Here is a 22,778-nt window from a genome sequence, read left to right on the forward strand (position 1 = left end):
CTCGCTCGCTGTGGTGGTGTCCGCGTTCGACGATCTGTACGCACGGGAGTCTAGGCCCTTCGCCTCTCCCGCCGGACCGGTGCGTCACTCTGCGGCGCGGCTTGTTCCCGGTTCGTCCGGTGCGGCCCCGGTGGGGAAAACCCCACCGTCACGCACCGATTCACCCCATAGTCACCAGGGGGCGGGCAGGGCACTCTTGGCGCATGACCGCCAGCGCACAGTTTCAGAAGGCCGGACAGGGGGCCGGCCGAGGGCCCGGACACTCCGGACAGGAGACCGGACACTCCGGACAGGAGACCGGACACTCCGGGCAGGAGACCGGGCACCCCGCACAGGGCCCGGAGTCCGTAGGGGACACCGGTGCAGGCCCCGTACGGGATGCCGTCGAGGGCCGGCTGCCGCCGCCGCGGGCCGCGTTGGAGGCGCAGACGTGGCGCGAGATCGCGCACTTGCTCGGCAACATGCCGGTCGATCTGCTCGGTTTCCTCTACATCACCGTCTTTCTGTGGATCAGTGCCGCGCTGTCCGTCACCGTGGTGGGGTTGCCGCTGCTCGCGTTGACGCTGCTCGGCTGCCGGCAGCTGGGCAGGCTGGAACGGGCCCGGGCGCGGGCCCTGCTGGGGGTGCGGGTCGAGGAGCCGAGCCCGCTGCGGGGCAGGGAGTCGGGGTTCTTCGCCTGGCTGTGGCTGCAGTTGCGTGACTCGGTGGCGTGGCGGCACGCGCTGTATCTGTTCATCCGGCTGCCGTGGGGGTGGTTCACCTTCACCGTCACCCTGGTGTCGCTGTTCGTCGGATGGCCCGTACTGCCGTGGCTGGCGCGCGGGCTGACGAACGTCGACCGCGGGATGGTACGGGCGCTGCTGTCGCCCTCCGACGAACTGGAGCGCCGGATCGCGGAGTTGGAGGAGGACCGGGGCACGGTCGCCGACACCGCGACCGCTGACCTGCGGCGCATCGAACGCGATCTGCACGACGGGGCGCAGGCCCGGCTGGTCTCGCTGGCCATGGGCCTGGGGCTGGCCAAGGAGAAGCTCCTGGAGGACCCGGAGGCCGCGGCCAAGATGGTCGACGAGGCGCACGGCGAGGTGAAACTCGCCCTGCAGGAACTGCGCGACCTGGCCCGCGGCATCCATCCGGCGATCCTCACCGACCGCGGTCTGGGGCCGGCGCTGTCCCATCTGGCGTCACGGTGCGCCGTACCGGTCGCCGTCACGGACGATCTGGGCGAGCGGCCCGCGTCCGCCATCGAGGGCATCGCGTACTTCACCGCGTCCGAGCTCATGCAGAACATCAGCAAGCACGCGCGGGCGCGTACGGCCTCGCTCGACCTGTGGCGCAGCGGGGACCGGCTGCTGCTCCAGGTCGAGGACGACGGGCAGGGCGGCGCGTCCGCCGCGGCCGGCAGCGGGCTCGCCGGGCTGGGCGAACGGCTGCGCGCCGTCGACGGGATGCTCACGCTCCAGTCCCCGGCGGGCGGTCCGACCACCGTCACCGCGCAGCTCCCCTGGCGGGAACGGAACCAGGAACGGTAGGGGGAACCCCACCCCGAGACGCCTGCTCACGCCATGGTCCGGGGCGGTACGGACGCCGATGCTTGGGAGTACCCCGAGACCCGTACGGGCTTCGGGGCAGGGGCCGCCGGAGCCGCACAGGCCGTCGGACCGCTCAAGTCACCGGAGCCGTAAGGGCCGTCGGGGCTGCATGAGGAGAGACGAGAGTGCCGTGACAGACATCTTCGGAAGCGTGGGCATGGTGGAGAGGCCGGAAGCCGGGCCGGCGAAGCGGAGCCGGGTGCCCGCCGTACTGCGTGCACCGTTCGAGGGGCGCACCTGGCGCGAGTATCTGTACGTGCTGACGAGCTTTCCCGTGGCGGTCGCGGCGTTCTGCTTCAGCGTGACGCTCTTCTCCCTGGGGGTCGGGCTGCTGATCACCTTCATCGGTGTGCCGTTGCTGGCCTTCTGGCTGGAGGCGTGCCGCGGGTTCGGCGCCGTGGAACGGCTGCGGGCGCGGTCGCTGCTCGGGCTGCACGTGGCGTCGCCGGAGCCGCTGCGGACCGTGCAGCGCAAGCCGGGGTTGCTCGGCCGGCTCGGTGCGCTGCTGCGCAGCGGGGTGTCGTGGCGTCATGCGCTGTTCAGCGTCCTGCACTTCCCCTGGGCGGTCCTCAACTTCTCGGTGTCGCTGGCCTTCTTCACGGCCGGCTGGAGCGCGTTCCTGTATCCGGCGTGGGGATGGGTGCTGCCCACGTACACCGACCAGTCCGGGGTGCAGCTCTTCGACGACGGCCAGGGCAACGGCTGGTACGTGGACTCTCCGCCGGAGATCGCGGCGTTCTCCGCGGTGGGGCTCGTGCTGGTGCTGGGCACGCCCTGGCTCGTACGCGGGCTCACGCAGGTCGACCGGCTGATGGTGTACGGGCTGCTCGGCCCCTCCCGCTCCGCGACGCGGATCGCGGAGCTGGAGACGGACCGGGGCACGGTCGCCGACACGGCCAACGCGGACCTGCGGCGCATCGAACGCGATCTGCACGACGGGGCGCAGGCGCGGCTCGTGGCGCTGGCCATGGATCTGGGGCTGGCCAAGGAGAAGCTCCTGGAGGACCCGGAAGCGGCGGCCAGGATGGTCGACGGGGCACACGGCGAGGTGAAGATCGCGCTGCAGGAACTGCGGGACCTGGCACGGGGGATCCATCCGGCGATCCTCACCGACCGGGGGCTCGGCGCGGCGCTGTCGCACCTGGCGTCACGGTGCGCCGTACCGGTCGCCGTCACGGACGACCTGGACGGGGAGCGGCCGGCGCGGGCCATCGAGGGGATCGCGTACTTCACGGCGTCGGAGCTCATGCAGAACATCAGCAAGCACGCGGGGGCTCGGAGTGCGACGGCCGAGCTGTGGCGTACGGGGGACTATCTGATGCTGCAGGTCTCCGATGACGGGGCGGGGGGCGCGACGCTTTCCCCTGGCGGGGGGCTGGCCGGGCTCGCGGAGCGGTTGTCGTCGGTGGACGGGCTGCTCACGTTGCGGTCGCCGGGTGGGGGGCCGACTGTCGTGACGGCGCAGTTGCCCTGGCGGGATGGCCGTTAGGGGCGGCGCTGCTTGACGGGGCACGGGGGTGGGAGGGGTTCGGCCAATTCTGGCCGGGCCCCTTCGCGCGTGCGGTCAACGCCGTTGGCCCGCCGAGGGATTGGCCCCTGGCCCGCCCTTACCCGTTTCTTTCGGGGCTGCGCCCCTGGCCCTCTTCGGGGCTGCGCCCCGGACCCCCTGCGCCCCTTCGCCCCGCACCCCACCCGGAGTGGGAGACGGGGGTGAGGGGGTTTTACGGCGTTGGGGTGAGGCCACAATTCGCGTCCGTTCTGGGATGCTTGGGGCGTCTCGTCAGGGTGTTGGGGTGGAGGGCGGAAGAGTGCGCGTGGTCATCGCCGAGGATTCGGTGTTGTTGCGGGAGGGGCTCGCCCGGCTGCTGCGCGACCGGGGGCATGAGGTCGTCGCGGGGGTGTCCGACGGAGACGCGCTGGTCAAGACCGTTCGGGAGCTCGCGGACGCGGACCAGTTGCCGGACGTGGTGGTCGCCGACGTACGGATGCCGCCGACGCACACGGACGAGGGCGTGCGCGCCGCGATCGCGCTGCGCGCGGCGCATCCGGGGCTCGGGGTGCTGGTCCTCTCGCAGTACGTGGAGGAGCAGTACGCGACGGAGCTGTTGGCCGGATCCAGCAAGGGGGTCGGCTATCTGCTGAAGGACCGGGTAGCCGACGTGCGTGAATTCGTTGACGCGGTGGTCCGGGTGGCCGAGGGCGGGACCGCACTCGACCCGGAGGTGGTCGCGCAGCTGCTGGGCCGCAGCCGCAAGCAGGATGTGCTGGCGGGGCTGACCCCGCGGGAGCGCGAGGTGCTGGAGCTGATGGCCGAGGGCCGTACGAACTCCGCGATCGCCCAGCAGCTGGTGGTGAGCCACGGCGCGGTCGAGAAGCACGTGAGCAACATCTTCCTGAAGCTGGGCCTGTCGCAGAGTGACGGGGATCACCGCCGGGTGCTCGCGGTACTCACCTATCTTGACTCGTAGACCGGACCCTTACGGGGCCGCGGCGGGACGCGGATCCGTACGGGGACAACCGGCCTGACGCTCTGTCAGATTCCATCGGGACAGGGCGCAATGCGGAGCCCAGGGGGCGCTCCGGGGGGTGAACTGCTGATGGCCGACCGGAATGCAGAGGCGTCCGGGAATGCTGTCCAGTGTGTGATTCGTCTCAGGAAGGCGACCCTTACCGACGTACGATGGCTGGCGAGCCGCCGCCTCGAGGGAGGTCCGATCAACTGTGACCAGTCAGGTCAGTAGCCCGGCCGGGCAGTCTCCTGCCGACAACCCAGGCAGTGAGGGCTTTCCGGACACGACCGGCAAAGAGGTACGGCGCCTCGACCGGGTCATCATCCGGTTCGCGGGGGACTCCGGCGACGGGATGCAGCTGACGGGCGACCGGTTCACCTCGGAGACCGCCTCCTTCGGCAACGACCTGTCGACCCTGCCGAACTTCCCGGCCGAGATCCGCGCTCCCGCGGGGACCCTGCCGGGTGTCTCCAGCTTCCAGCTGCACTTCGCCGACCACGACATCCTCACGCCGGGCGACGCGCCGGACGTGCTGGTCGCGATGAACCCGGCGGCGCTGAAGGCGAACATCGAGGACGTGCCGCGCGGCGCGGAAATCATCGTGAACACGGACGAGTTCACGAAGCGCGCCATGGCCAAGGTGGGGTACGACGCGAATCCGCTGGAGGACGGCTCCCTGGAGGCGTACAGCGTGCACGAGGTGCCGCTGACCACGCTGACGGTGGAGGCGCTGAAGGAGTTCGACGTCGGCCGGAAGGACGCGGGCCGCTCGAAGAACATGTTCGCGCTGGGCCTGCTGTCGTGGATGTACCACCGGCCGACGGAGCAGACCGAACACTTCCTGCGGACGAAGTTCGCGAAGAAGCCCGAAGTGGCCGAGGCGAACATCGCCGCGTACCGGGCGGGCTGGAACTTCGGCGAGACGACGGAGGACTTCGCGGTCTCCTACGAGGTCGCCCCGGCCTCCCACGCGTTCCCGCCCGGGACATACCGGAACATCTCCGGCAATCTCGCGCTGGCCTACGGTCTGATCGCCGCGAGTCAGCAGGCCGATCTGCCGCTGTTCCTCGGCTCGTACCCGATCACGCCGGCCTCCGACGTGCTGCACGAGCTGTCCAAGCACAAGAACTTCGGCGTGCGCACCTTCCAGGCCGAGGACGAGATCGCCGGCATCGGCGCGGCGCTGGGTGCCGCCTTCGGCGGTTCGCTGGGCGTGACGACCACGTCGGGCCCGGGTGTCGCGCTGAAGTCGGAGACCATCGGTCTCGCGGTCAGCCTCGAACTGCCGCTGCTGATCATCGACATCCAGCGCGGCGGCCCGTCGACCGGGCTGCCGACCAAGACCGAGCAGGCCGACCTGCTGCAGGCGATGTACGGGCGGAACGGCGAGGCCCCGGTGCCGATCGTCGCCCCGGCCACCCCGGCGGAATGCTTCACGGCCGCGCTGGACGCGGCACGCATCGCGCTGACGTACCGCACGCCGGTGTTCCTGCTGTCCGACGGCTATCTGGCCAACGGCTCCGAGCCCTGGCGGATCCCGGACATCGAGGAACTGCCCGACCTGCGCACCCAGTTCGCGTCGGGTCCGAACCACACGCTGGACGACGGTACCGAGGTCTTCTGGCCGTACAAGCGCGATCCGCACACCCTCGCCCGCCCCTGGGCCGTGCCCGGTACGCCGGGCCTGGAGCACCGGATCGGCGGCATCGAGAAGCAGGACGGCACGGGCAACATCTCGTACGACCCGGCCAATCACGAGTTCATGGTCCGCACCCGGCAGGCCAAGGTGAACGGTGTCGAGACCCCGGATCTGGTGGCCGACGACCCGGAGGGCGCCGACACCCTCGTGCTGGGCTGGGGTTCCACCTACGGTCCGATCACGGCAGCCGTGCGCCGCGTACGCCGCGACGGGGAGCGGATCGCGCAGGCCCATCTGCGCAGTCTGAACCCGTTCCCGGGCAACCTCGGTGAAGTGCTGCGCCGTTACGACAAGGTGGTGATCCCCGAGATGAACCTCGGGCAGCTCGCCACCTTGATCCGGGCCGAATTCCTCGTCGACGCCCAGTCGTACACGCAGGTCAACGGCATGCCCTTCAAGGCAGAGCAGCTCGCGACCGCACTCAAGGAGGCCATCACCCATGGGTGAAACGCTGACCGAGGGCATTCCCGCGGAGAGCGACGCGCTCTCCCTCGTGCCCAAGGCCGAGGGCAAACAGTCCATGAAGGACTTCAAATCGGACCAGGAAGTGCGCTGGTGCCCCGGCTGCGGTGACTACGCCGTGCTGGCCGCCGTGCAGAGCTTCATGCCCGAGCTGGGGCTGGCGAAGGAGAACATCTGCTTCGTCTCCGGCATCGGCTGCAGCTCGCGCTTCCCCTACTACATGAACACCTACGGGGTGCACTCCATCCACGGCCGCGCCCCGGCCATCGCCACCGGACTCGCGTCCGCGCGGCGGGACTTGAGCGTGTGGGTGGTCACCGGTGACGGCGACGCGCTGTCCATCGGCGGCAACCACCTCATCCACGCGCTGCGGCGCAATGTGAACCTGAAGATCCTGCTGTTCAACAACCGGATCTACGGGCTCACCAAGGGCCAGTACAGCCCCACTTCGGAAGCCGGCAAGATCACCAAGTCGACGCCGATGGGCTCGCTCGACGCGCCCTTCAACCCGGTGTCGCTGGCGCTCGGCGCCGAGGCGACCTTCGTGGCCCGTACAGTCGACTCCGACCGCAAGCACCTCACGAGCGTGCTGCGCGAGGCCGCCGACCACCCGGGCACGGCACTGGTGGAGATCTACCAGAACTGCAACATCTTCAACGACGGCGCCTTCGAGGTCCTCAAGGACAAGGAGCAGGCGCAGGAGGCCGTGATCCGGCTGGAGCACGGGCAGCCGATCCGCTTCGGCAGCCCGGCCGAGGACGGCCTCGGCTCCAAGGGCGTCGTCCGCGACGCGGCGAGTGGCGAGCTGCGCATCGTGAACATCGCGGAGGAGGGCACGGACGGCGTGCTCACCCACGACGCCCAGGCCGACTCCCCCGGTACGGCGTTCGCGCTGTCCCGGCTGGCCGACGCGGACACGCTGCACCACACGCCGATCGGTGTGCTGCGCAGCGTGCGGCGCCCGGTGTACGAGACCGAGATGGCCGACCAGCTGGAGAAGGCCGTCGAGCAGAACGGCAAGGGCGACCTCGGCGCGCTGCTCGCGGGCAACGACACCTGGACCGTCGTCGGCTGACATCTCCGTACGGCACCGGGGCGCACGTTCCCGTACGGCACTTCCCGGTGCGGCACTTCAGGGCCGGCAGCTCTTCGCTGCCGGCCCTTTCTGCCGCGCGGACGCACGCCGCCGCGCCCCGTACGGGATGCTCCGCAGGGGTCGCAGGACGACAGGACCAAAATGCGGAACGGGAATGACAGGGGCGGGTGCGCGGCGCTACCTTCGGGGTGTCCGGCAGTCCTCCCGGAGGGGTCCCGTGGGAACACAGAGCGAGCAACGCACCGGCCTGCTGTTCGGCTTCGCCGCCTACGGCATGTGGGGGCTCCTCCCCCTCTACTGGCACGCGCTGAGCGGCATCGGCGCCGCCGAACTGCTGGCGCACCGCATGGTGTGGTCGCTGCCGACGGCCGTCCTGATACTCCTCGCGCTGCGGCGCTGGTCCTGGATAGGGCCGCTGCTGCGGCAGCCGAGGAAACTCCTGCTGGTCCTCGGCTGCGCGGTCGTCATCTCGGTCAACTGGGGCGTGTTCATCTGGTCGGTGAACGCCGGCCGGGTGCTGGAGGCCTCGCTCGGCTACTTCATCAACCCGCTCGTCTCCATCGCCTTCGGCGTCCTGCTGCTGCGCGAACGGCTGCGCCCCGCACAGTGGGTGGCCGTCGGCATCGGGACGCTCGCGGTCGTCGTGATGGCCATCGCGTACGGGCGGATGCCGTGGATCTCGCTGGTCCTCGCCTTCAGTTTCGCCACGTACGGGCTGCTCAAGAAGCGGGTGCAGTTGGCCGGGGTGGACGGCTTCAGCGCCGAGACGGCGGTGCAGTTCCTGCCCGCGCTGGGCTTCCTCGTCTACCTCACCGCGAGCGGCGATTCGGGCTTCACCGCCGAGGGCACCGGGCACGCCGTGCTGCTCGTTCTCTCCGGGCTGGCCACCGCCCTCCCGCTGATCTTCTTCGGCAGTGCGGCGGTCCGGCTGCCGCTGTCCACCATCGGCCTGCTCCAGTACCTCGCGCCGACGTTCATGTTCGTGCTGGGCCTGCTGGCCTTCCACGAGGACATGCCGGCCGAGCGCTGGGCGGGCTTCCTCCTCGTGTGGGCGGCGCTGTGCCTGCTCAGCTGGGACGCGCTGCACAACGCCCGGCGGGGACGGGCCGCGCTGCGCGAAGCGGCGGCAACTGCCGTACCGGACACGGCATCCGACGCTCAGGACCCGGACACTCCGACCCAGCCGCCCGCCTCCGCCCCGGCCGACGGCAGATGACCCGTCCGCTGGAACAATGACCGGCATGGCCAGGCCCTCTTCCGTACCCTCCGCCCCGCACGCGCCCGCGGCCTCCGGTACGCGGCAGCGCATCGTCGACGCCGTGCTGCGCATCATCGGCGAGGACGGGGTGGGCGCCGTGACCAACCGGCGGATCGCCAAGGAGGCGCGGGTCGCGCTCGGTTCGGTCACCTATCACTTCGCCACCCAGCACGATCTGCTGCGGGAGAGCCTGCTCCGGTTCGTCACCGAGGAGACCCGGCACTTCACCGAACTCGCCGACCAGTGCCGGGCCGAGGGGATCGACATGGACGGCGCGGCGGCCCTGGTCGGGCAGGTCGCGGAGAGCACCACGTTCGACAGCAGGAAGATCGCGCCGTTCGAGCTGTACGTGCAGGCCGGCCGCGATGAACGGCTCCGCCCGGCGGCGGCCGACTGCTTCGCCGCGTACGACCGGCTGGCCGCGCGGATCCTGACCGGGCTCGGCGTACCGGACGCCGAACGGGCCGCGGGCACCGTCGTGGCGCTCGTGCTCGGGCTGCAGCTGCGCCGACTCGCCACGGGGTCGCCGGCCGAGGACCTCGTCGACGCGCTGCTGCTGCTCGCCCGCGGAGCGCGGCGCGACTGAACGGCGCCCCGTCCCGAGCCCTGCCGGCGCTCCGTTGTCAGTGGGCTGAGCTAGCGTCAGCACCCCTGGGAGAGCGCGGATTTCGCGCTCGACGGGCACAGCGTGACGGACGAAGGGGTTCTTCATGGCACTCGGCTGGAAACTCGTGGTCGACGCGGCGGATCCGTACCGGCAGGCCGCCTTCTGGGCGGCGGCGCTGGAGTACGAGCGGGAGGACAACAGCGTCCTCATCGGCAAGCTGCTGGGAATCGGCGTGATCGACGAATCGGTCCTCGCGGAGGCCGACGGCCGGCGGTATTTCCGCGACGCGGTCGCCGTGCGGCACCCCGACGATCCGTACGACGAGGAGACCGGCATCGGGCAGGGCCGGCGGCTGCTCTTCCAGCGCGTCCCGGAAGCGGAGCAGCGGATCGCCGAGGGCACGGAGCGGCCGAAGAATCCGCTGCACATCGATGTGCACGCGGGCCCGGGCCGGCGGGAGGCGACGGTGGCGAAGCTGGAGACGCTGGGCGCCACGGTGCAGCGGCACGTCACGGAGCCGCAGGGCGAATGGACCGTCCTGGAGGACCCGGAGGGCAACGTCTTCTGCGTCGCCTGACGCAACGCAGGTGCCGGTACCGGTCCCGGCGCCGGTGCCGTCACACCGTGATGTCCCGGGAGGTGAAGCGCGCCCAGGCGGCGGAGCCGAACACCGCGGCGTACAGGGCCTGGAGGCCGAGGTTCTTGAGGATCTCGTCCCAGTAGACCGGGTCGCGCAGCACGTCGGCGAAGCTCAGCCAGTACTGCGGGAAGAGGTACGGGTGGATGCCGTCGAGCTGCGGGATGGTGTTGAGGATCTGCACCGTGATGAGCAGCCCGACCGTCGCGGCCATGGCGGCGATGCCGCTGTTGGTCAGCGTCGAGATGAACAGGCCGACCGCGGCGAGCCCGATGAGCGAGGCGGCGACCAGGACGGCGACGGCCAGCGCCCGCAGCAGCCCCTCGGCGAACGGGATGGTCGTCCCGGACAGCAGGGTGACGTCCCCGACGGGGAACAGCAGCGCCCCGGTGATCAGCGCGGACAGGGCGACCACGAGGGTCGCGGCCAGGCAGAACACCAGCGTCGTCGCGAACTTGACGAGCAGCAGCCTGGTCCGTCCCGCGGGGGCGACCAGGAGATAGCGGAGCGTCCCGGCGCTCGCCTCACCGGCGACGGCGTCGCCCGCGATGACGCCGACGGTCATCGGCAGGAAGAACGGCAGTGTCGCGGCGAGCGAAGTGAACACCAGGAACAGGCCGTTGTTGGTGACCTGCGAGATGAACGCCGGCCCCCCGCCGCCTCCCGAACCGTCATCCCCCGTCTCGATCCTGATGGCGATGCCGACCAGCACCGGGACCGCCGCGAGCACGGCGAGCAGCGCGAGGCTGCGCCAGCGGCGGAAGGTGACGGTCAGTTCGCTGCGGAACAGACCCAGCGTCCACAGCGCACCGGGACGGCGGACGGTCGTGTCCGGGCCCGCGGCCGGACCGGCGGGCACGTCCGGACCGGCCGTCGCGCCGGTGCCGGAAGCGGCGTCCGTCGCGCCGGTCTTGGTGTCGGTCTGCGGCGTGTCAGCCCGCGACGTATCAGCCCGCGACATTGAAGCCCTCCCCGGTGAGCGAGACGAAGACGTCCTCCAGGGAGGCGCGCCGGAGCCCGAAATCCCGTACGCGGACATCGGCGTGGACGAGCGCGGCGTTCACCGCGGCGAGGTCCGGCGGTTCGCCCGTCGTGGGCAGCTCCCCCGTCACCTCGTCCTCGTCGGCGGTGACGTCGGTGAGGCCCTGCTCCTTGAGTACCCGTACCGCCTCGGAGGGGTCCGGGGTGGTGACGGCGAGCCGGCCGCGGGCCCCGGCGGCCATCTCGGCGACGGTGCCCTGCGTGACGAGCCGTCCGCGGTTCATCACGGCCGTGTGCGAACAGACCTGCTCGATCTCGTCCAGCAGGTGGGAGGAGAGGAAGACGGTGATGCCGTCGCCCGCCAACTCCCGTACCAGGGACCGGATCTCGCGCATGCCCTGCGGGTCCAGGCCGTTCGTCGGCTCGTCCAGCACCAGCAGCTCGCGCGGCTGGAGCAGCGCGGCGGCCAGGCCGAGGCGCTGCTTCATGCCCAGCGAGTACGCCCGCGCCTTCTTCGCGCCGGCGGCGGACAGCCCCACCCGCTCCAGGGCCAGCCCGACCCGCTCCCGCCGGGTGCGGGGGTCGGCGGTCGGGTCGGCCGAGTCGAAGCGGAGGAGATTGTCGCGCCCCGACAGGAAGCCGTAGAGCGCCGGACCCTCGATGAGGGCGCCGACGCGCGGCAGCACGCTCTTGGCGGCGCGCGGCATGGGCTCGCCGAGCAGCGCGGCGCTGCCCGCGGTGGCGTCGATCAGGCCGAGGAGCATCCGGATGGTGGTGGTCTTGCCGGAGCCGTTGGGCCCGAGGAACCCGAAGACGCTGCCCCGGGGCACCGTCAGATCGAGCCCGTCGACGGCCAGTTGACCGCCGCGGAACCGTTTGCTGAGGCCCCGCGTCTCGACGACGGCGCCGGCTTGCGGGCCGGATCCCTCGGCCGACGGCGGCGGTTCGGACACTGCCATGCTGCTCCCCGGGGTCGGGACCGTCCGCGCCGCCCGCCCGGACGGTGCCGGGCGGGCGGTCGCGGTCGGCTGCCTGTTACTTCGCGGCCCCGTCGGCCGCCTTGATCAGGCCCTCCTTGCTGACGGCGCCGACGTAGATCTTCCCGTCGTCCGTCATCAGGGCGTTCACCAGCCGGGTGCTGAAGACGCGGCCGGTGCCGAAGTCGCCCTTGGCCTCCTTGGTGAAGCTGTTCAGCATCCGCTCGGCCTGCGCGCCGCCCGCGGCGCCGCCCTGCGCCGCGCCCAAGCCGCCCTTGGGGCCCTGGATTTCGGCGACCGAGCCCCAGCCCTCGCCGAGGACGTTCAGCCCCTGCATGTCCGGCTTCCCCTTCTCCCCGGGAGCCTTCTTGCCGTCCGGCAGGGTCTCGCCCTCCGGGAGGGCCTTGCCGCCGGGCAGGCCCTTGCCGTGCTCCTGCGCCTTGTGCTCGGTGACCTTCGCGCCCTTGGGCGGCTTGAAGTCGAAGGTGCCGGCGTCCGGCTTGCCGAAGTCGACGTCGGTGAAGGCCGTGTCGATGACCGGCTTGCCGCCGCCCTTCGGGGTCAGCGTGAACTTCAGCGGCACGCCGTTCTTCGCGTCCACCGCGACCCGGATCGCGTCCACGGTGGAGTCCGCGGCGCCCTTGCCCTTGGGGGTGATGACGAGCTGGTACGCATCGCGTCCCGCGACGGTCTGGGTGCCGTCGACGGAGACGGACGTGGTGTCCGAAACGGCCTTCAGCGCCTGCTGCGCCGCCTTCTGCGGGGTGGCGTTCTCCAGGCCCTTCCCGGTGGAGTGCCGGTCGTCGGCGCCCTTCGGACTCTTCGGAGCGGTCGCGTGGTAGGCGGAGTTGGAGCCGCTGTCGTAGCCCCACACGTCCTTGCCGTTGTGCACGAAGCTGTACTCGGAGGCCTTCTCGACGAGCGAGACGCGCTGCTTCTCGGGGCCGTCGGCGGCGACGCGCATGGTGTGCGTGCCGGACGCGAGCTCCATGAGCTTCTGCTGCGGGTCGGCGCTGCCGCCGCCCTCGCTGTCACCGCCGCTGCCGGCCTCCGCGCTCTTCCCGGCGCCCTCGCCGTGGGCGCCGCCACCGCCGAACGGGCTGCCGCCGCCCTGCTCCTGGCCGCCGCCTCCGGCGCCGCCGGGCAGCGCGGGAAGGCCGAGGTCGGTGCTCGTCTTCACCGTGCCGGAGAGGTGCTGCACATCCGACTTGGCCATTTTGGCGACGAGTTGTTCCGCTGTGATCTTCGGGAGTTCCGGGGAACCGGCGCTGGCGATCGCGGGAACGAGGCCGACGCTCGCCGCGGCCACCCCCGCGACCGCGACCGGTATGCCGTACCGGACGGCCTTCCTGCGGGACCTGTTCGGGATCTGAGCCATCTGTGTGCCCTACCTCCGTGTCGGCGGTTCCTGCGTCGCACTTGTCCATCCCTGCGCGCCATTCTCACCCGAGTGAGTACGAATGGGGGCGGGTTGAAGGTTCCATGGCACCAGATCAGCCACGGGGCGGGCATCAGCCCGGGGAGTCAACCTTGTGTACTCCTGCGGTATGACGGCCGCTGCGCGGGGCTTCAGCCGGGAGGGGTCCGGTGGGGGCGTTGGCCGTGGGTGCTGCGGTTCGCGCTGGGGTTTGCGCAGTTCCCCGCGCCCCTTATTTCGCGCAGTTCCCCGCGCCCCTTAATCTGCGCCGTTCCCCGCGCCCCTTAATCTGCGCCGTTCCCCGCGCCCCTTGTTTGCGCCGTTCCCCGCGGCCCTTGTTTTGGGGCGGTCAGCCTGCTCGGTGGACCACGGCTTCGGAGAGTTGGGCCAGGGCGCGCTTCGCGGCGCAGTCCGGGAGGGGGGCGAGGGTGTCGCGGGCCTCTTCCGCGTACCGGACGGTGTCCCTGCGGGCCTGCTCCAGCGCGGGGCTGGCCCGCAGTCCCGCGAGCGCCTCGGCGTGCCGGGCGTCGTCCGTGAGGTCACCGGCGAGCAGTTCGCTCAGCTCGCGGTCCTCCGGCGTGGCCGCCTCGGAGGCGGCGCGTTCCCGCAGGCGCAGCACCGGAAGCGTGGCGATGCCCTCGCGCAGGTCGGTGCCGGGCGTCTTGCCGGACTCGTGGGAGTCGCTGGCGATGTCGAGCACGTCGTCGGCCAGCTGGAACGCCGTGCCGATCCGCTCCCCGTACTGGGTCAGGACGGACACCGCGCTCTCGTCGGCGCCGGACATCATCGCCCCGAAGCGGCCCGCGACGGCGATCAGGGAGCCGGTCTTGCCGGCGATGACGTCGAGGTAGTGGCTGACCGGGTCGCCGTTCTCACCGGGGCCCGCCGTCTCCAGGATCTGCCCGGTGACCAGGCGTTCGAAGGCTTCCGCCTGTACGCGAACGGCTTCCGGGCCCAGGTCGGCGAGGGTCTGCGAGGCGCGCGCGAAGAGGAAGTCGCCGGTGAGCACCGCCACCGAGTTGTCCCAGTTGGCGTTGGCGCTGGCCACACCGCGCCGCACGTCCGCCTCGTCCATCACGTCGTCGTGGTACAGCGTCGCCAGGTGGGTCAGCTCCACGACCACGGCGGAGGGCACCACGCCCGGCGCGAACGGGTCGCCGAACTGCGCGCCCAACAGGACCAGCAGCGGCCGGAATCGCTTGCCGCCCGCCCGCACCAGGTGCTGGGCGGCCCGCGTGACGAAGGGGACCTCGCTCTTGGTGGCCTCGATGAGACCTTCCTCGACAGCCGCCAACCCGGCCTGGACATCTGCTTCGAGAGCCTGGTCCCGCACGGTCAGTCCAAAGGGCCCGACGACGGTCACGAGGGGTACTCCTGTCTGCGTACGATGAATTAACGATCAACAGCGATCGTGCGGTGTCTCAAATTCTCTTCGGCCACCATCTCCTGGCAGCGTATCCGGTCACCCGACGATCACAGCGAGGGCCCGGGTAGTGGACGGCGGCTTGAGCCATATCCGGGATATGTTGCTCGTCACCCTATTTACCCGTTTTGTCGCTCAAGAACAGGGGAGCGTCGCGGAAGAACGGGGGAGCAGAGCACCCGAAACAGCTGCGTCCCTGGAGCCACCTTTGTCACTGCCGCCAAGATCCAGCCATCCTGCCGAGCCTCCCTCACCCGGCCGTTCCGACGGTGAGACGGACGTTCGCGACGACTCCCCCGCACGGCACCGGAGCTTCCTGGGCCACCCGCGCGGACTGCTGCCGCTCTCCGGGCTGGAGGTCTGGGAGCGGTTCTCGTTCCTGGGGATGCAGGCGATCCTCGTCCTGTACTTCGCCGACTCGGCCGCGAACGGCGGGCTCGGCATGGCCTCCGGCGTCGCCGCCTCCGTGGTCGCCGCGTACGGCACGTTCGTCTATCTCGTCTCGGTCGCCGGCGGCTGGCTCGCCGACCGGATCCTCGGCTCGTACCGGGCCGTGCTCGTCGGCGGCATCCTCATCGCCTGCGGCCACTACACGATGGCCATTCCCGCCGCGGCGGCGACCTGGGCCGGTCTCGGGCTGATCATCGTCGGCACCGGCCTGCTGAAGCCCAACGTCTCCTCGATGGTCGGCAAGCTGTACGCGACGGAGGACACCCGCCGCGACGCCGGCTTCGCCCTCTACTACATGGGCATCAACATCGGCGCCTTCCTCGGCCCGCTCATCGCCGGCTGGCTCGGCCAGAAGCAGGGCTGGCACTGGGGCTTCTCCGCGGCGGCCGTCGGCATGACGCTCGGCATCGTCCAGTACGTGCTGGGCCGCCGCGATCTCGCGGGCAGCAAGCACGCCGAGTTCGCGCTGCCGCCCTCCGCGATGCGCCGGGCGCTGTGGCTGATCGGCGGCGGGCTCGTCGTGGTCGCCGCGCTCGCCTGGGCGCTGACCGCGGCGGGCTGGCTGACCATGGCGAAGGTCGTCGACATCAGCTCGCTGGTGTCGGTGCTGGCGCCCGTCGTGTACTTCGCGGTGATGTTCCGCAGCCCCCGCGTCGAGCAGCACGAACGGCGCAGGCTCCGGCCGTACATCGTGCTGTTCGCCTCGTCCGTGGTCTTCAACCTGGTGCTGTTCCAGTCGTACTCGACGGTGACGCTGCTGGCCGCCGATCACGCGGACACCGAGATCTTCGGCTGGGAGTTCCCCTCCACCTGGTACAACTCCGCGCTCGGGCTGATCGAGGTGCTGTCGGCCCCGGTGATCGCGGCAGTCTGGCTGAAACTCGGCCGCCGGCAGCCGCACGCCTCCAACAAGATCGCCATCGGTGTCGTGCTCGGCGGTCTCTCCTTCCTGCTGATGGCGTGGGCGACGGCAGGACGGTCCGGCGAGCACTGGCTGATGGCCGCCTGGTGGATCCTCGGCGCGTACGTGCTGCTCGGCAGCGGCGACGTCATCCTCCAGTCGACCGGCATGTCCGCCACGACCAAGCTCGCGCCCGCTGCGTTCGCCAGCCAGACCATGGCGCTGTGGATGCTGTCGATCGCGCTCGCGAACGGCATCCAGGCGCAGACGGTCAAGCTCTACGACACGCTCTCCCCGCCCGCGTACTTCGGCCTGAACGGCGCCGTGACCGTCGTGCTCGGCCTCGTGGTGATGGCACTGGCGCCCTGGCTGCGCCGCACCATGCACCCCGTCCACTGAGCGCTCCGCAGGAGGACCGCATGCCCCGCTTCGTGTGCCCCGTACGCGTGTCGGGCGGCTGCGGCTCACGCTGTGGCCGGTTTCGCGCAGTTCCCCGCGCCCCTTCGGGACGCTGTCCCTCCCACAGACCGGCCTCCGCGCCGGCCGACCCCTCATCCGCACCCGCACCGCAGGACTGACGCCTCATGTATCTCCGCCCCGACGACCGCTTCCCCTACGAGATCCAGTGCGAGGACGTACGGATCCCGATGCCGGACGGTGCCCGGCTCTACGCGCGCATCTGGCGCCCGAGGACCGAGGAGCCCGTCCCCGTTCTGCTGGAGTATCTGCCGTACCGGCTGAGCGACTGGACCGCGCCGCGGGACTCCCAGCGCCACCCCTGGTACGCGGGCAACGGTTACGCCTCCGTCCGCGTGGACGTGCGCGGGCACGGCAACTCCGAGGGCATGCCCGGCGACGAGTACGACGAGCAGGAGCTGTCCGACGGGCTCGCCGTCATCGACTGGCTGGCCTCGCAGCCCTGGTCGACGGGGAAGCTCGGCATGTTCGGCATCTCCTGGGGCGGCTTCAACAGCCTCCAGCTGGCGGCCCGCAGGCCCGAGGCGCTCAAGGCGATCGTCACGGTCTGCTCGGCCGACGACCGGTACGACAACGACGTGCACTACACCGGCGGTTCGGTGCTCGCCGTCGACATGCACGCCTGGGCGTCGACCATGCTCGCCTTCGTCTCCCGGCCGCCGGACCCGGCGCACGTCGGCGACGTGTGGCGGGACATGTGGCTCAGCCGGCTCGACAAGGTCGACCCGTTCATCCACACCTGGCTGGACCACCAGACGCGCGACGACTACTGGAAGCACGGCAGCGTCTGCGAGGACTACTCCGCCGTGCAGGCGGCGGTGCTCGCGGTCGGCGGCTGGCACGACCCGTACCGGGACACCGTCCTGCGGCTCGTCGAGCATCTCGACGCGCCCGTACGGGGGTTGATCGGCCCCTGGTCGCACCAGTACCCGGACCGGGGGCTGCCGCCGGGCCCGGCCATCGGCTTCCTCCAGGAGACGCTGCGCTGGTGGGACCACTGGCTGAAGGACGAGTCCACCGGTGTCATGGACGAGCCGCTGCTGCGCGCCTGGATCAGCGAGTCGCATCCGCCGGCCACGGTCTACCCCGAACTCCCGGGCCGCTGGGTCGGCGAGGACTCCTGGCCGTCGCCCACGGTCGGCTCCGTCTCGTTCGCGCTGCCCGGCACCGGGTCGACGGTGGTCCGTTCGCCGCAGCACACGGGCGTCGACGCGGGCCGGTACTTCCCCTACGGGAACGACTCCGATCTGCCGCCCGACCAGCGTGAGGAGGACGGCCGTTCGGTCTGCTTCGACTCCACGGTGCTGGAGGAGAGGGTGGAGATCCTGGGGCGCCCGAAGGTACGGCTGCGGATCACCAGCGACGTGCCGCGCGGGCAGGTCATCGCGCGCGTCTGCGACGTGGCACCGGACGGTTCCTCCACGAACGTCACCCGCGGGGTCTTCAACCTGTCCTCGCGGTACGGCCGGGACAAGAACGCGGACTGGGAGCCGGGCACGACGGAGGACGTCGAGTTCGAACTCAACGGCATCGGCCACGCCTTCCCCGCCGGCCACCGCATCCGGCTCGCGCTGTCCTCCGCGTACTGGCCGTGGGTGTGGCCGCAGCGCGGCAGCGAAGCGGGCTGGACCGTCGACCCGGGCGACTCCGCGCTCGACCTTCCCGTACGGGACGCGTCCGGGGACGCGGAGCGGCCGGCGATCACCTTCGAGGAGCCGGAGCAGTCCGAACCCCTCGCCGTGGTCTACCCGGAGCCGCCCGCCGACCAGCGGCCGGAGCGCCGCGTCGTACGCGATGTCGCCGAGGGCACCTGGAAGCTGGAGGTCGACCCGCGCTACGGCGGCACCCGGATCTACCCGGACGGGCTGGAGTTCACCGAGGACGCGCTGGAGACGTACGTCATCAACGAGGCCGACCCGCTGAGCGCACGCACCCGCTCCGACTGGTCGATCCGCCTCCACCGCCCCGACCTCGGCTGGGACACGAGCATGCGCGTCCGCTCCGAAATCACCACGGACGGCACGGACTTCGTCACCTCCAACGAGGTGTGGTGCGGCGAGGGCGAGACGGAGCTCTTCCACCGCACGTGGGAACGCCGCATCCCGCGTACGGCGGGCTGACCGCCCGCACCCGACGCGCAGCACGCCGTTCCGACGGGTGAGCCCCGGCCCGCGGGCTCACCCGTCGCGGGCTCATCCGTCGCCGGCTCACCCTTCGCGGGTTCATCCGTTGCGCTTCGGCGTGACCGCGTACACGTAGCGGTCGGCGTGGTATTCGCCGACGGTCCACAGCACGTTGGCGGTGCCGTCGTAGCTCAGGTCCTCGGGGCCCCGGGACAGGCGGCCCAACCGGTCGGGGCGGTCGGCGCCCGGGGTCCAGGCGTACAGCTTCCCCTTGCGGCTGTCCCCGGCGCTCACCGAGAAGTAGTACGTCCCCCGCACTCCGGCCACGCCCTGGATACGGCGCCGTCCGATCACTTCGTCGTCACGGGCCCTGACCGTCGTGACGCCGTGCACCTCGCCGCCCGCGATCCGCCGCGGCAGCGCCTCGCGCTCCGGGAGCGCAGGAAGCCGCAGCACCCGCGGCCTCCGCCCGGTGTCCTCGGTGTACTCGCACACAAGCAGGCTGTGCGGGACGGACGTGCGGTCCACGGACACCGCGGTGTAGCGGAACTCCCGGCCGGTGTTGTCGTACGCGGCGATCTGCGGCAGCACGTACGTGTAGCCGAAAGCGGAGTGGCCCGGCCCGTGCGCGTCCCCGCTCCCCGCCGCGCGCAGTCCGACGTGATCCCGCGTGCTGTCCCGTACGCGCAGCAGCCGGCGGAGGTCGAAGACCCGCAGCCCGCCCCAGGTGTCGACGACGTACAGCAGGTCGCCGTACCAGGCGATGCCGCCCGCGTGCCGGCGGATCGGGGCGAAGGTCGCGCGCCCCCCGGCGTCCCGGTACGGCTCGGCCAACAGCACGTGCCGGTACACCGGTTCGGCGTTCCCGGACCAGGAGACGATGCTGACGCGCATCCCCTTGTCCACCTTCCCGCCGCGGTCGTGCCAGCTCACCAGCAGCGTCCTGAGGCGTCCGCCGTGTGCGTCGTGATCGCTGGTGATGCCCTGCGGACGCCACCCGCGCACCGCGCTGTCCCCGTTCCTGTCGTCCTCTTCCCCGTGCCCCTGCCAGCCGAAGCCGCGGACCCATCCGTCGGCGATGCCCCTGCCCTCGGCCGGGCCGATGCGCGTACCGGTACGCAGGCCGCCGGTGTCCGCGAGCACGTCCTGCACGGAGACGGTCTCCAGCACACCGGCCAGCTTGTCGACGGTGTCCGCGTACGGGGCGCCGCCTCGCGGGGGACGCAGCCGCCGGGACAGACGGAACTCCGACGGGTCCCGCGGCACGGCCCCGGCCAGCGGCGCCGCCCCGCTCACGCCCCCGTTCACGTCCACGTTCGTGGCCACGGCCAGCGGCACGCCGACCCCCGCGGCCAGGACCGACCTCCGAGAGAAGCTCATCCGACGGACGGTAGGTGCGGAATCCTCCCTACAGCATCCGCTGAGCGGCAGTTGGCGGTCATTGTCGTGATTTCGGCGGTAGCGCGGATTTCGTTTCCCGCGCGGCGGGTCGTGAGCGACGGGTGTGCGCGGTGGGGTGTGCGCGGTGGGGCCTCCCCCTCTCAAGGCCCCACCGGCAGTCCTGCCCGTTGCGCGCGCCTGTCCGTTACGCGCGCTCGACCCGTATCGGGTCGCCGCTGCGGACGGTGGCGAGCGTGCGGGGGTCGCCGTCGATGACCCCGAGTACGTTGCAGGGGCCCGCGAGCCGGCACTCGTCGCCGCGCGAGATCGGGGTCGGCCCGTAGGGGAGCGCCAGGGCGTCGCCGTCCGTCCAGAAGGCGACGGTCCCGGGCTCCACGACCTGCCGCGCGTCGGCTTCCAGCCCCGGAGCGAGTCCGATGTCGAAGTACACCTCCTCGCCCCAGGTGTTGGCCGACGACTCGATCGGCAGCGCGTCCTCGAGGGCCGCGGCGGTCGGTGTGTCCGCGAGGGTCGCGGTGACCCGTCCCGCGGGCCAGACGATGGAGATCCTCATGCGGCAGCATTCAACAGTTTGTTGAACCCCCTGTGAACCCCCTACCCGACGGTCACCCGCCCGCAGTTGACGAAAACCGGACAGTTCGCGCGGTCGCGCGCCACTCGTGCGCGTCATACGCGCGTCATACACAGAGGAGGCGCCAGTCACGGGGGACGTGAACCCCGTGGATGACGGACGGGCCCACATCGATCCCGTCCAGGGCCAGTTCGAGCGCGATACGGCGTTCCGCCTGGAGACGGCGCTCCGCCTCGTGTTCGCGGACACCGAGGTACGGGCGCGCGAGAGGCTGCGCGTCAGCTATGAACGGCCGCTCCCCCATTGCCTGTTGGGCGTACGGACTGCGATGCGGGGGCAGCCCTCGGGGCTGCTCTTCGAGGGGGTACGACGGCGCGGGGGTGGGCGCCGTGGCGCGACGACGGCCTCCCGTCGGCGGGAACAGGCAGGCCAACAGGGCGGACAACAGCGCTGTCATGAGTGCGCAGGCCGCGCGGCGAGCAGTCCGTACACGAGGACGGCCACGATGACAGCCCAGCAGACCCAGGCGAGAAGCCACTGCCGTACCTCCCCCCGCTTGCCGGACCTGTCACCGCTCGAATCGGCGTTCATCTTGCGGAGCCGCGAGTGGAGTTCCTCGCGTTCGGCGTCGTTCACGCGCCGCGCACCGCGTCCGGCGTCGTAACCCATTCCCGGCCCCCGCCCTGCGGCCGCAGAAACACGACCCAGCGTGCACGGCCCAGATGCTCCAGCCCTGCTGTGTAGGCCAGTTCGTCGGCAGACATGACGGCCATCAACACCCCGGTACGGCCAGTCAGTTCGTCAGTGACGGGCCGGCCTACCTGGCCTTGGAGGGGCACAGCTTCGGGTGATTGCTTCATGTGTGGTTCCTCGGTGGTGAGTTGTGGCGTTCCACCACCGATGCTTCCGCCGTGTCCGTACGATCACTAGGGGTGACATCTTTAAGAATCGCGAATTAAAGATCGGGAAGACCATGGGCCGCTCCAAGTCACTTGATCCACGTTCATCGTTGGCGGCTGCCCTCGGCTCCAAGGTCCGACGGCTGCGCGAGGGAAATTGCTGGTCACAGCAAGATCTGGCCGAGCGTGTGTACGTCTCCCCTACTCGGATCGCGCAGATCGAACTCGCGACGGACCCTCCGAACGAGGCGCTGGCGGCAGACCTCGACCGCGTCCTCAAGGCCGGGGACGAGATCAACGTCGCCTGGTGGCACATGAATCGAGACAGGCACCCCGATTGGGTCCGCCGGTATATCGACTTGGAACAGCACGCGGACACGATGCGGTACTTCGCCCCGCAGCTCGTGCCCGGCCTTCTCCAGACCCCCGCCTACGCGCATACGTTGCTGCGCGCGGGCCAACCCGACAGCACGGAGGAGGATCTGAAACAGCAGGTCGAAGCACGGGTCAGCCGCCAAGCGCTACTGGAGGGGCCGTGCCCGCTCGACCTGTGGGTACTCCTGGACGAGACCGTCCTGCTCCGCCCGTTCGGTGATGAACCGGCAGTGATGCAGGACCAGCTAGCCCATCTCCTGATGATGTCGGGACGCCCCAATGTCGATCTTCAAGTCGCCCCACTTGAAGGTGGGCATCATGGCTTGCTCGACGCACCCCTCATCCTGCTGGGGTTCCCGGACAGGCCGGATGCCGCCTACCTCCCTGGGCTGGGATCGGGCGAGTTTGTAGAGTCGCCACGAGCAGTCAATCGGTTGGCGAAGATCTACCAACGCTTGATGGTCAAGTCCCTGACGCTCGACGACAGTCGGGACTTGATTGCGGCGACAATGAAGGAGCGGCCCGCATGTCCCCCGCCTTCGGACGAGACCTGAGCACCGCAAGCTGGCGGAAGTCGACCTACAGCGACAGCCAGGGTGGTGCCTGCGTCGAGGTCGCCTCGGACTTCCCGGGCGCGGCCACCTGGCGCAAGTCCCGGCACAGCAACGGCCAGGGCGGCGAGTGCCTGGAAGTCGCCGAGGGCTTCCCGGGCGCGGCCCCGTGGCGTAAGTCCAGCTACAGCGACGGCCATGGCGGCGCCTGCCTGGAGGTCGCGGACGACGCCACCGGCGGCATCGTCCCCGTCCGGGACAGCAAGGACATCGCGCGGCCCGCGCTCGTCTTCGGCGCTGCCGCCTGGCGCGCGTTCATCGCGGGGGTCCGCTCGCACTGAAGGGCATGTTGCGTCATACCGCTCGTTCAA

21 protein-coding genes are annotated in these 22,778 nt (G+C 70.8%); 12 read left to right on the top strand and 9 right to left on the bottom strand.

What is annotated here, in order from left to right; all coding sequences use genetic code 11:
* The first annotated feature begins 203 nt into the window (after window positions 1–203).
* The 8 genes from AC3AGO_RS15435 to AC3AGO_RS15470 all read left to right on the top strand — a co-directional run bounded on the left by AC3AGO_RS15435 (window position 204) and on the right by AC3AGO_RS15470 (window position 9,801).
* Window positions 204–1,532 carry a sensor histidine kinase gene (locus AC3AGO_RS15435; protein WP_487820773.1) on the top strand — a complete coding sequence of 443 codons (1,329 nt, stop codon included), beginning with the start codon at window positions 204–206 and terminating at the stop codon, window positions 1,530–1,532.
* A gap of 217 nt (window positions 1,533–1,749) precedes the next feature.
* Window positions 1,750–3,081, top strand: a complete 1,332-nt coding sequence (locus tag AC3AGO_RS15440) for a sensor histidine kinase (RefSeq protein ID WP_487824669.1) — start codon at window positions 1,750–1,752, stop codon at window positions 3,079–3,081.
* A gap of 274 nt (window positions 3,082–3,355) precedes the next feature.
* Entirely contained in the window at window positions 3,356–4,060 is a 705-nt protein-coding gene (locus AC3AGO_RS15445) for a response regulator transcription factor (protein ID WP_487820774.1), read from the top strand.
* Window positions 4,061–4,313: 253 nt separating this feature from the next.
* The gene (locus tag AC3AGO_RS15450; RefSeq protein WP_487820775.1) at window positions 4,314–6,248 is read left to right on the top strand and encodes a 2-oxoacid:acceptor oxidoreductase subunit alpha; all 1,935 of its coding nucleotides are present in this window, start codon (window positions 4,314–4,316) and stop codon (window positions 6,246–6,248) included.
* Window positions 6,241–7,338, top strand: coding sequence for a 2-oxoacid:ferredoxin oxidoreductase subunit beta (locus tag AC3AGO_RS15455; RefSeq protein ID WP_487820776.1), 1,098 nt, complete (start codon window positions 6,241–6,243; stop codon window positions 7,336–7,338). Before AC3AGO_RS15450 ends, AC3AGO_RS15455 begins: the two co-directional genes overlap by 8 nt.
* Window positions 7,339–7,576: 238 nt before the next feature.
* Complete coding sequence (rarD, locus tag AC3AGO_RS15460; protein WP_487820777.1) at window positions 7,577–8,575, top strand: EamA family transporter RarD; 999 nt, start codon at window positions 7,577–7,579, stop codon at window positions 8,573–8,575.
* 25 nt (window positions 8,576–8,600) lie between these two features.
* Entirely contained in the window at window positions 8,601–9,203 is a 603-nt protein-coding gene (locus AC3AGO_RS15465; RefSeq protein ID WP_487820778.1) for a TetR/AcrR family transcriptional regulator, read from the top strand.
* A gap of 124 nt (window positions 9,204–9,327) precedes the next feature.
* Window positions 9,328–9,801, top strand: a complete 474-nt coding sequence (locus AC3AGO_RS15470) for a VOC family protein (RefSeq protein ID WP_487820779.1) — start codon at window positions 9,328–9,330, stop codon at window positions 9,799–9,801.
* A gap of 40 nt (window positions 9,802–9,841) precedes the next feature.
* Here the strand turns inward: AC3AGO_RS15470 and AC3AGO_RS15475 are convergent, their stop codons facing one another.
* The 4 genes from AC3AGO_RS15475 to AC3AGO_RS15490 all read right to left on the bottom strand — a co-directional run bounded on the left by AC3AGO_RS15475 (window position 9,842) and on the right by AC3AGO_RS15490 (window position 14,599).
* A complete protein-coding gene (locus tag AC3AGO_RS15475; RefSeq protein WP_487820780.1) occupies window positions 9,842–10,822 on the bottom strand; it encodes an ABC transporter permease in 981 nt (326 codons plus the stop codon).
* A complete protein-coding gene (locus AC3AGO_RS15480) occupies window positions 10,809–11,801 on the bottom strand; it encodes an ABC transporter ATP-binding protein (RefSeq protein ID WP_487820781.1) in 993 nt (330 codons plus the stop codon). Before AC3AGO_RS15480 ends, AC3AGO_RS15475 begins: the two co-directional genes overlap by 14 nt.
* A gap of 76 nt (window positions 11,802–11,877) precedes the next feature.
* Window positions 11,878–13,197, bottom strand: a complete 1,320-nt coding sequence (locus tag AC3AGO_RS15485) for a LolA family protein (RefSeq protein WP_487820782.1) — start codon at window positions 13,195–13,197, stop codon at window positions 11,878–11,880.
* Window positions 13,198–13,585: 388 nt separating this feature from the next.
* Window positions 13,586–14,599 carry a polyprenyl synthetase family protein gene (locus tag AC3AGO_RS15490; RefSeq protein WP_487820783.1) on the bottom strand — a complete coding sequence of 338 codons (1,014 nt, stop codon included), beginning with the start codon at window positions 14,597–14,599 and terminating at the stop codon, window positions 13,586–13,588.
* Between the two features lie 274 nt (window positions 14,600–14,873).
* Here AC3AGO_RS15490 and AC3AGO_RS15495 point away from each other — a divergent pair, with 274 nt between their 5' ends.
* Both AC3AGO_RS15495 and AC3AGO_RS15500 read left to right on the top strand, forming a co-directional pair.
* Window positions 14,874–16,409 carry a peptide MFS transporter gene (locus AC3AGO_RS15495; RefSeq protein WP_487824670.1) on the top strand — a complete coding sequence of 512 codons (1,536 nt, stop codon included), beginning with the start codon at window positions 14,874–14,876 and terminating at the stop codon, window positions 16,407–16,409.
* A gap of 185 nt (window positions 16,410–16,594) precedes the next feature.
* The gene (locus AC3AGO_RS15500) at window positions 16,595–18,607 is read left to right on the top strand and encodes a CocE/NonD family hydrolase (RefSeq protein WP_487820784.1); all 2,013 of its coding nucleotides are present in this window, start codon (window positions 16,595–16,597) and stop codon (window positions 18,605–18,607) included.
* 102 nt (window positions 18,608–18,709) lie between these two features.
* Here the strand turns inward: AC3AGO_RS15500 and AC3AGO_RS15505 are convergent, their stop codons facing one another.
* The 5 genes from AC3AGO_RS15505 to AC3AGO_RS15525 all read right to left on the bottom strand — a co-directional run bounded on the left by AC3AGO_RS15505 (window position 18,710) and on the right by AC3AGO_RS15525 (window position 21,355).
* Window positions 18,710–19,990 carry a hypothetical protein gene (locus AC3AGO_RS15505; RefSeq protein ID WP_487820785.1) on the bottom strand — a complete coding sequence of 427 codons (1,281 nt, stop codon included), beginning with the start codon at window positions 19,988–19,990 and terminating at the stop codon, window positions 18,710–18,712.
* Between the two features lie 205 nt (window positions 19,991–20,195).
* Entirely contained in the window at window positions 20,196–20,564 is a 369-nt protein-coding gene (locus AC3AGO_RS15510; protein ID WP_487820786.1) for a cyclophilin-like fold protein, read from the bottom strand.
* Window positions 20,565–20,688: 124 nt separating this feature from the next.
* Window positions 20,689–21,039, bottom strand: a complete 351-nt coding sequence (locus AC3AGO_RS15515) for a hypothetical protein (RefSeq protein WP_487820787.1) — start codon at window positions 21,037–21,039, stop codon at window positions 20,689–20,691.
* The gene (locus tag AC3AGO_RS15520; protein WP_487820788.1) at window positions 21,036–21,218 is read right to left on the bottom strand and encodes a hypothetical protein; all 183 of its coding nucleotides are present in this window, start codon (window positions 21,216–21,218) and stop codon (window positions 21,036–21,038) included. The genes AC3AGO_RS15515 and AC3AGO_RS15520 overlap by 4 nt, the downstream gene beginning before the upstream one ends.
* Entirely contained in the window at window positions 21,215–21,355 is a 141-nt protein-coding gene (locus tag AC3AGO_RS15525) for a hypothetical protein (protein ID WP_487820789.1), read from the bottom strand. Before AC3AGO_RS15525 ends, AC3AGO_RS15520 begins: the two co-directional genes overlap by 4 nt.
* A 200-nt stretch (window positions 21,356–21,555) precedes the next feature.
* Here AC3AGO_RS15525 and AC3AGO_RS15530 point away from each other — a divergent pair, with 200 nt between their 5' ends.
* Complete coding sequence (locus tag AC3AGO_RS15530) at window positions 21,556–22,410, top strand: helix-turn-helix domain-containing protein (protein WP_487820790.1); 855 nt, start codon at window positions 21,556–21,558, stop codon at window positions 22,408–22,410.
* Window positions 22,383–22,748, top strand: a complete 366-nt coding sequence (locus AC3AGO_RS15535) for a DUF397 domain-containing protein (protein WP_487820791.1) — start codon at window positions 22,383–22,385, stop codon at window positions 22,746–22,748. The genes AC3AGO_RS15530 and AC3AGO_RS15535 overlap by 28 nt, the downstream gene beginning before the upstream one ends.
* Window positions 22,749–22,778 lie beyond the last annotated feature (30 nt).

The sequence above is a fragment of the Streptomyces sp. BL1 genome, from assembly GCF_057628045.1.

Coding starts and splice junctions, on each gene's coding strand:
- AC3AGO_RS15515 (WP_487820787.1), bottom strand. CDS start 21,039: ATGACAGCGCTGTTGTCCGCCCTGTTGGCCTGCCTGTTCCCGCCGACG.
- AC3AGO_RS15525 (WP_487820789.1), bottom strand. CDS start 21,355: ATGGCCGTCATGTCTGCCGACGAACTGGCCTACACAGCAGGGCTGGAG.
- AC3AGO_RS15445 (WP_487820774.1), top strand. CDS start 3,356: ATGCTTGGGGCGTCTCGTCAGGGTGTTGGGGTGGAGGGCGGAAGAGTG.
- AC3AGO_RS15480 (WP_487820781.1), bottom strand. CDS start 11,801: ATGGCAGTGTCCGAACCGCCGCCGTCGGCCGAGGGATCCGGCCCGCAA.
- AC3AGO_RS15455 (WP_487820776.1), top strand. CDS start 6,241: ATGGGTGAAACGCTGACCGAGGGCATTCCCGCGGAGAGCGACGCGCTC.
- AC3AGO_RS15530 (WP_487820790.1), top strand. CDS start 21,556: ATGGGCCGCTCCAAGTCACTTGATCCACGTTCATCGTTGGCGGCTGCC.
- AC3AGO_RS15440 (WP_487824669.1), top strand. CDS start 1,750: ATGGTGGAGAGGCCGGAAGCCGGGCCGGCGAAGCGGAGCCGGGTGCCC.
- AC3AGO_RS15485 (WP_487820782.1), bottom strand. CDS start 13,197: ATGGCTCAGATCCCGAACAGGTCCCGCAGGAAGGCCGTCCGGTACGGC.
- AC3AGO_RS15535 (WP_487820791.1), top strand. CDS start 22,383: ATGTCCCCCGCCTTCGGACGAGACCTGAGCACCGCAAGCTGGCGGAAG.
- AC3AGO_RS15510 (WP_487820786.1), bottom strand. CDS start 20,564: ATGAGGATCTCCATCGTCTGGCCCGCGGGACGGGTCACCGCGACCCTC.
- AC3AGO_RS15465 (WP_487820778.1), top strand. CDS start 8,601: ATGGCCAGGCCCTCTTCCGTACCCTCCGCCCCGCACGCGCCCGCGGCC.
- AC3AGO_RS15435 (WP_487820773.1), top strand. CDS start 204: ATGACCGCCAGCGCACAGTTTCAGAAGGCCGGACAGGGGGCCGGCCGA.
- AC3AGO_RS15505 (WP_487820785.1), bottom strand. CDS start 19,990: ATGAGCTTCTCTCGGAGGTCGGTCCTGGCCGCGGGGGTCGGCGTGCCG.
- AC3AGO_RS15470 (WP_487820779.1), top strand. CDS start 9,328: ATGGCACTCGGCTGGAAACTCGTGGTCGACGCGGCGGATCCGTACCGG.
- AC3AGO_RS15500 (WP_487820784.1), top strand. CDS start 16,595: ATGTATCTCCGCCCCGACGACCGCTTCCCCTACGAGATCCAGTGCGAG.
- AC3AGO_RS15475 (WP_487820780.1), bottom strand. CDS start 10,822: ATGTCGCGGGCTGATACGTCGCGGGCTGACACGCCGCAGACCGACACC.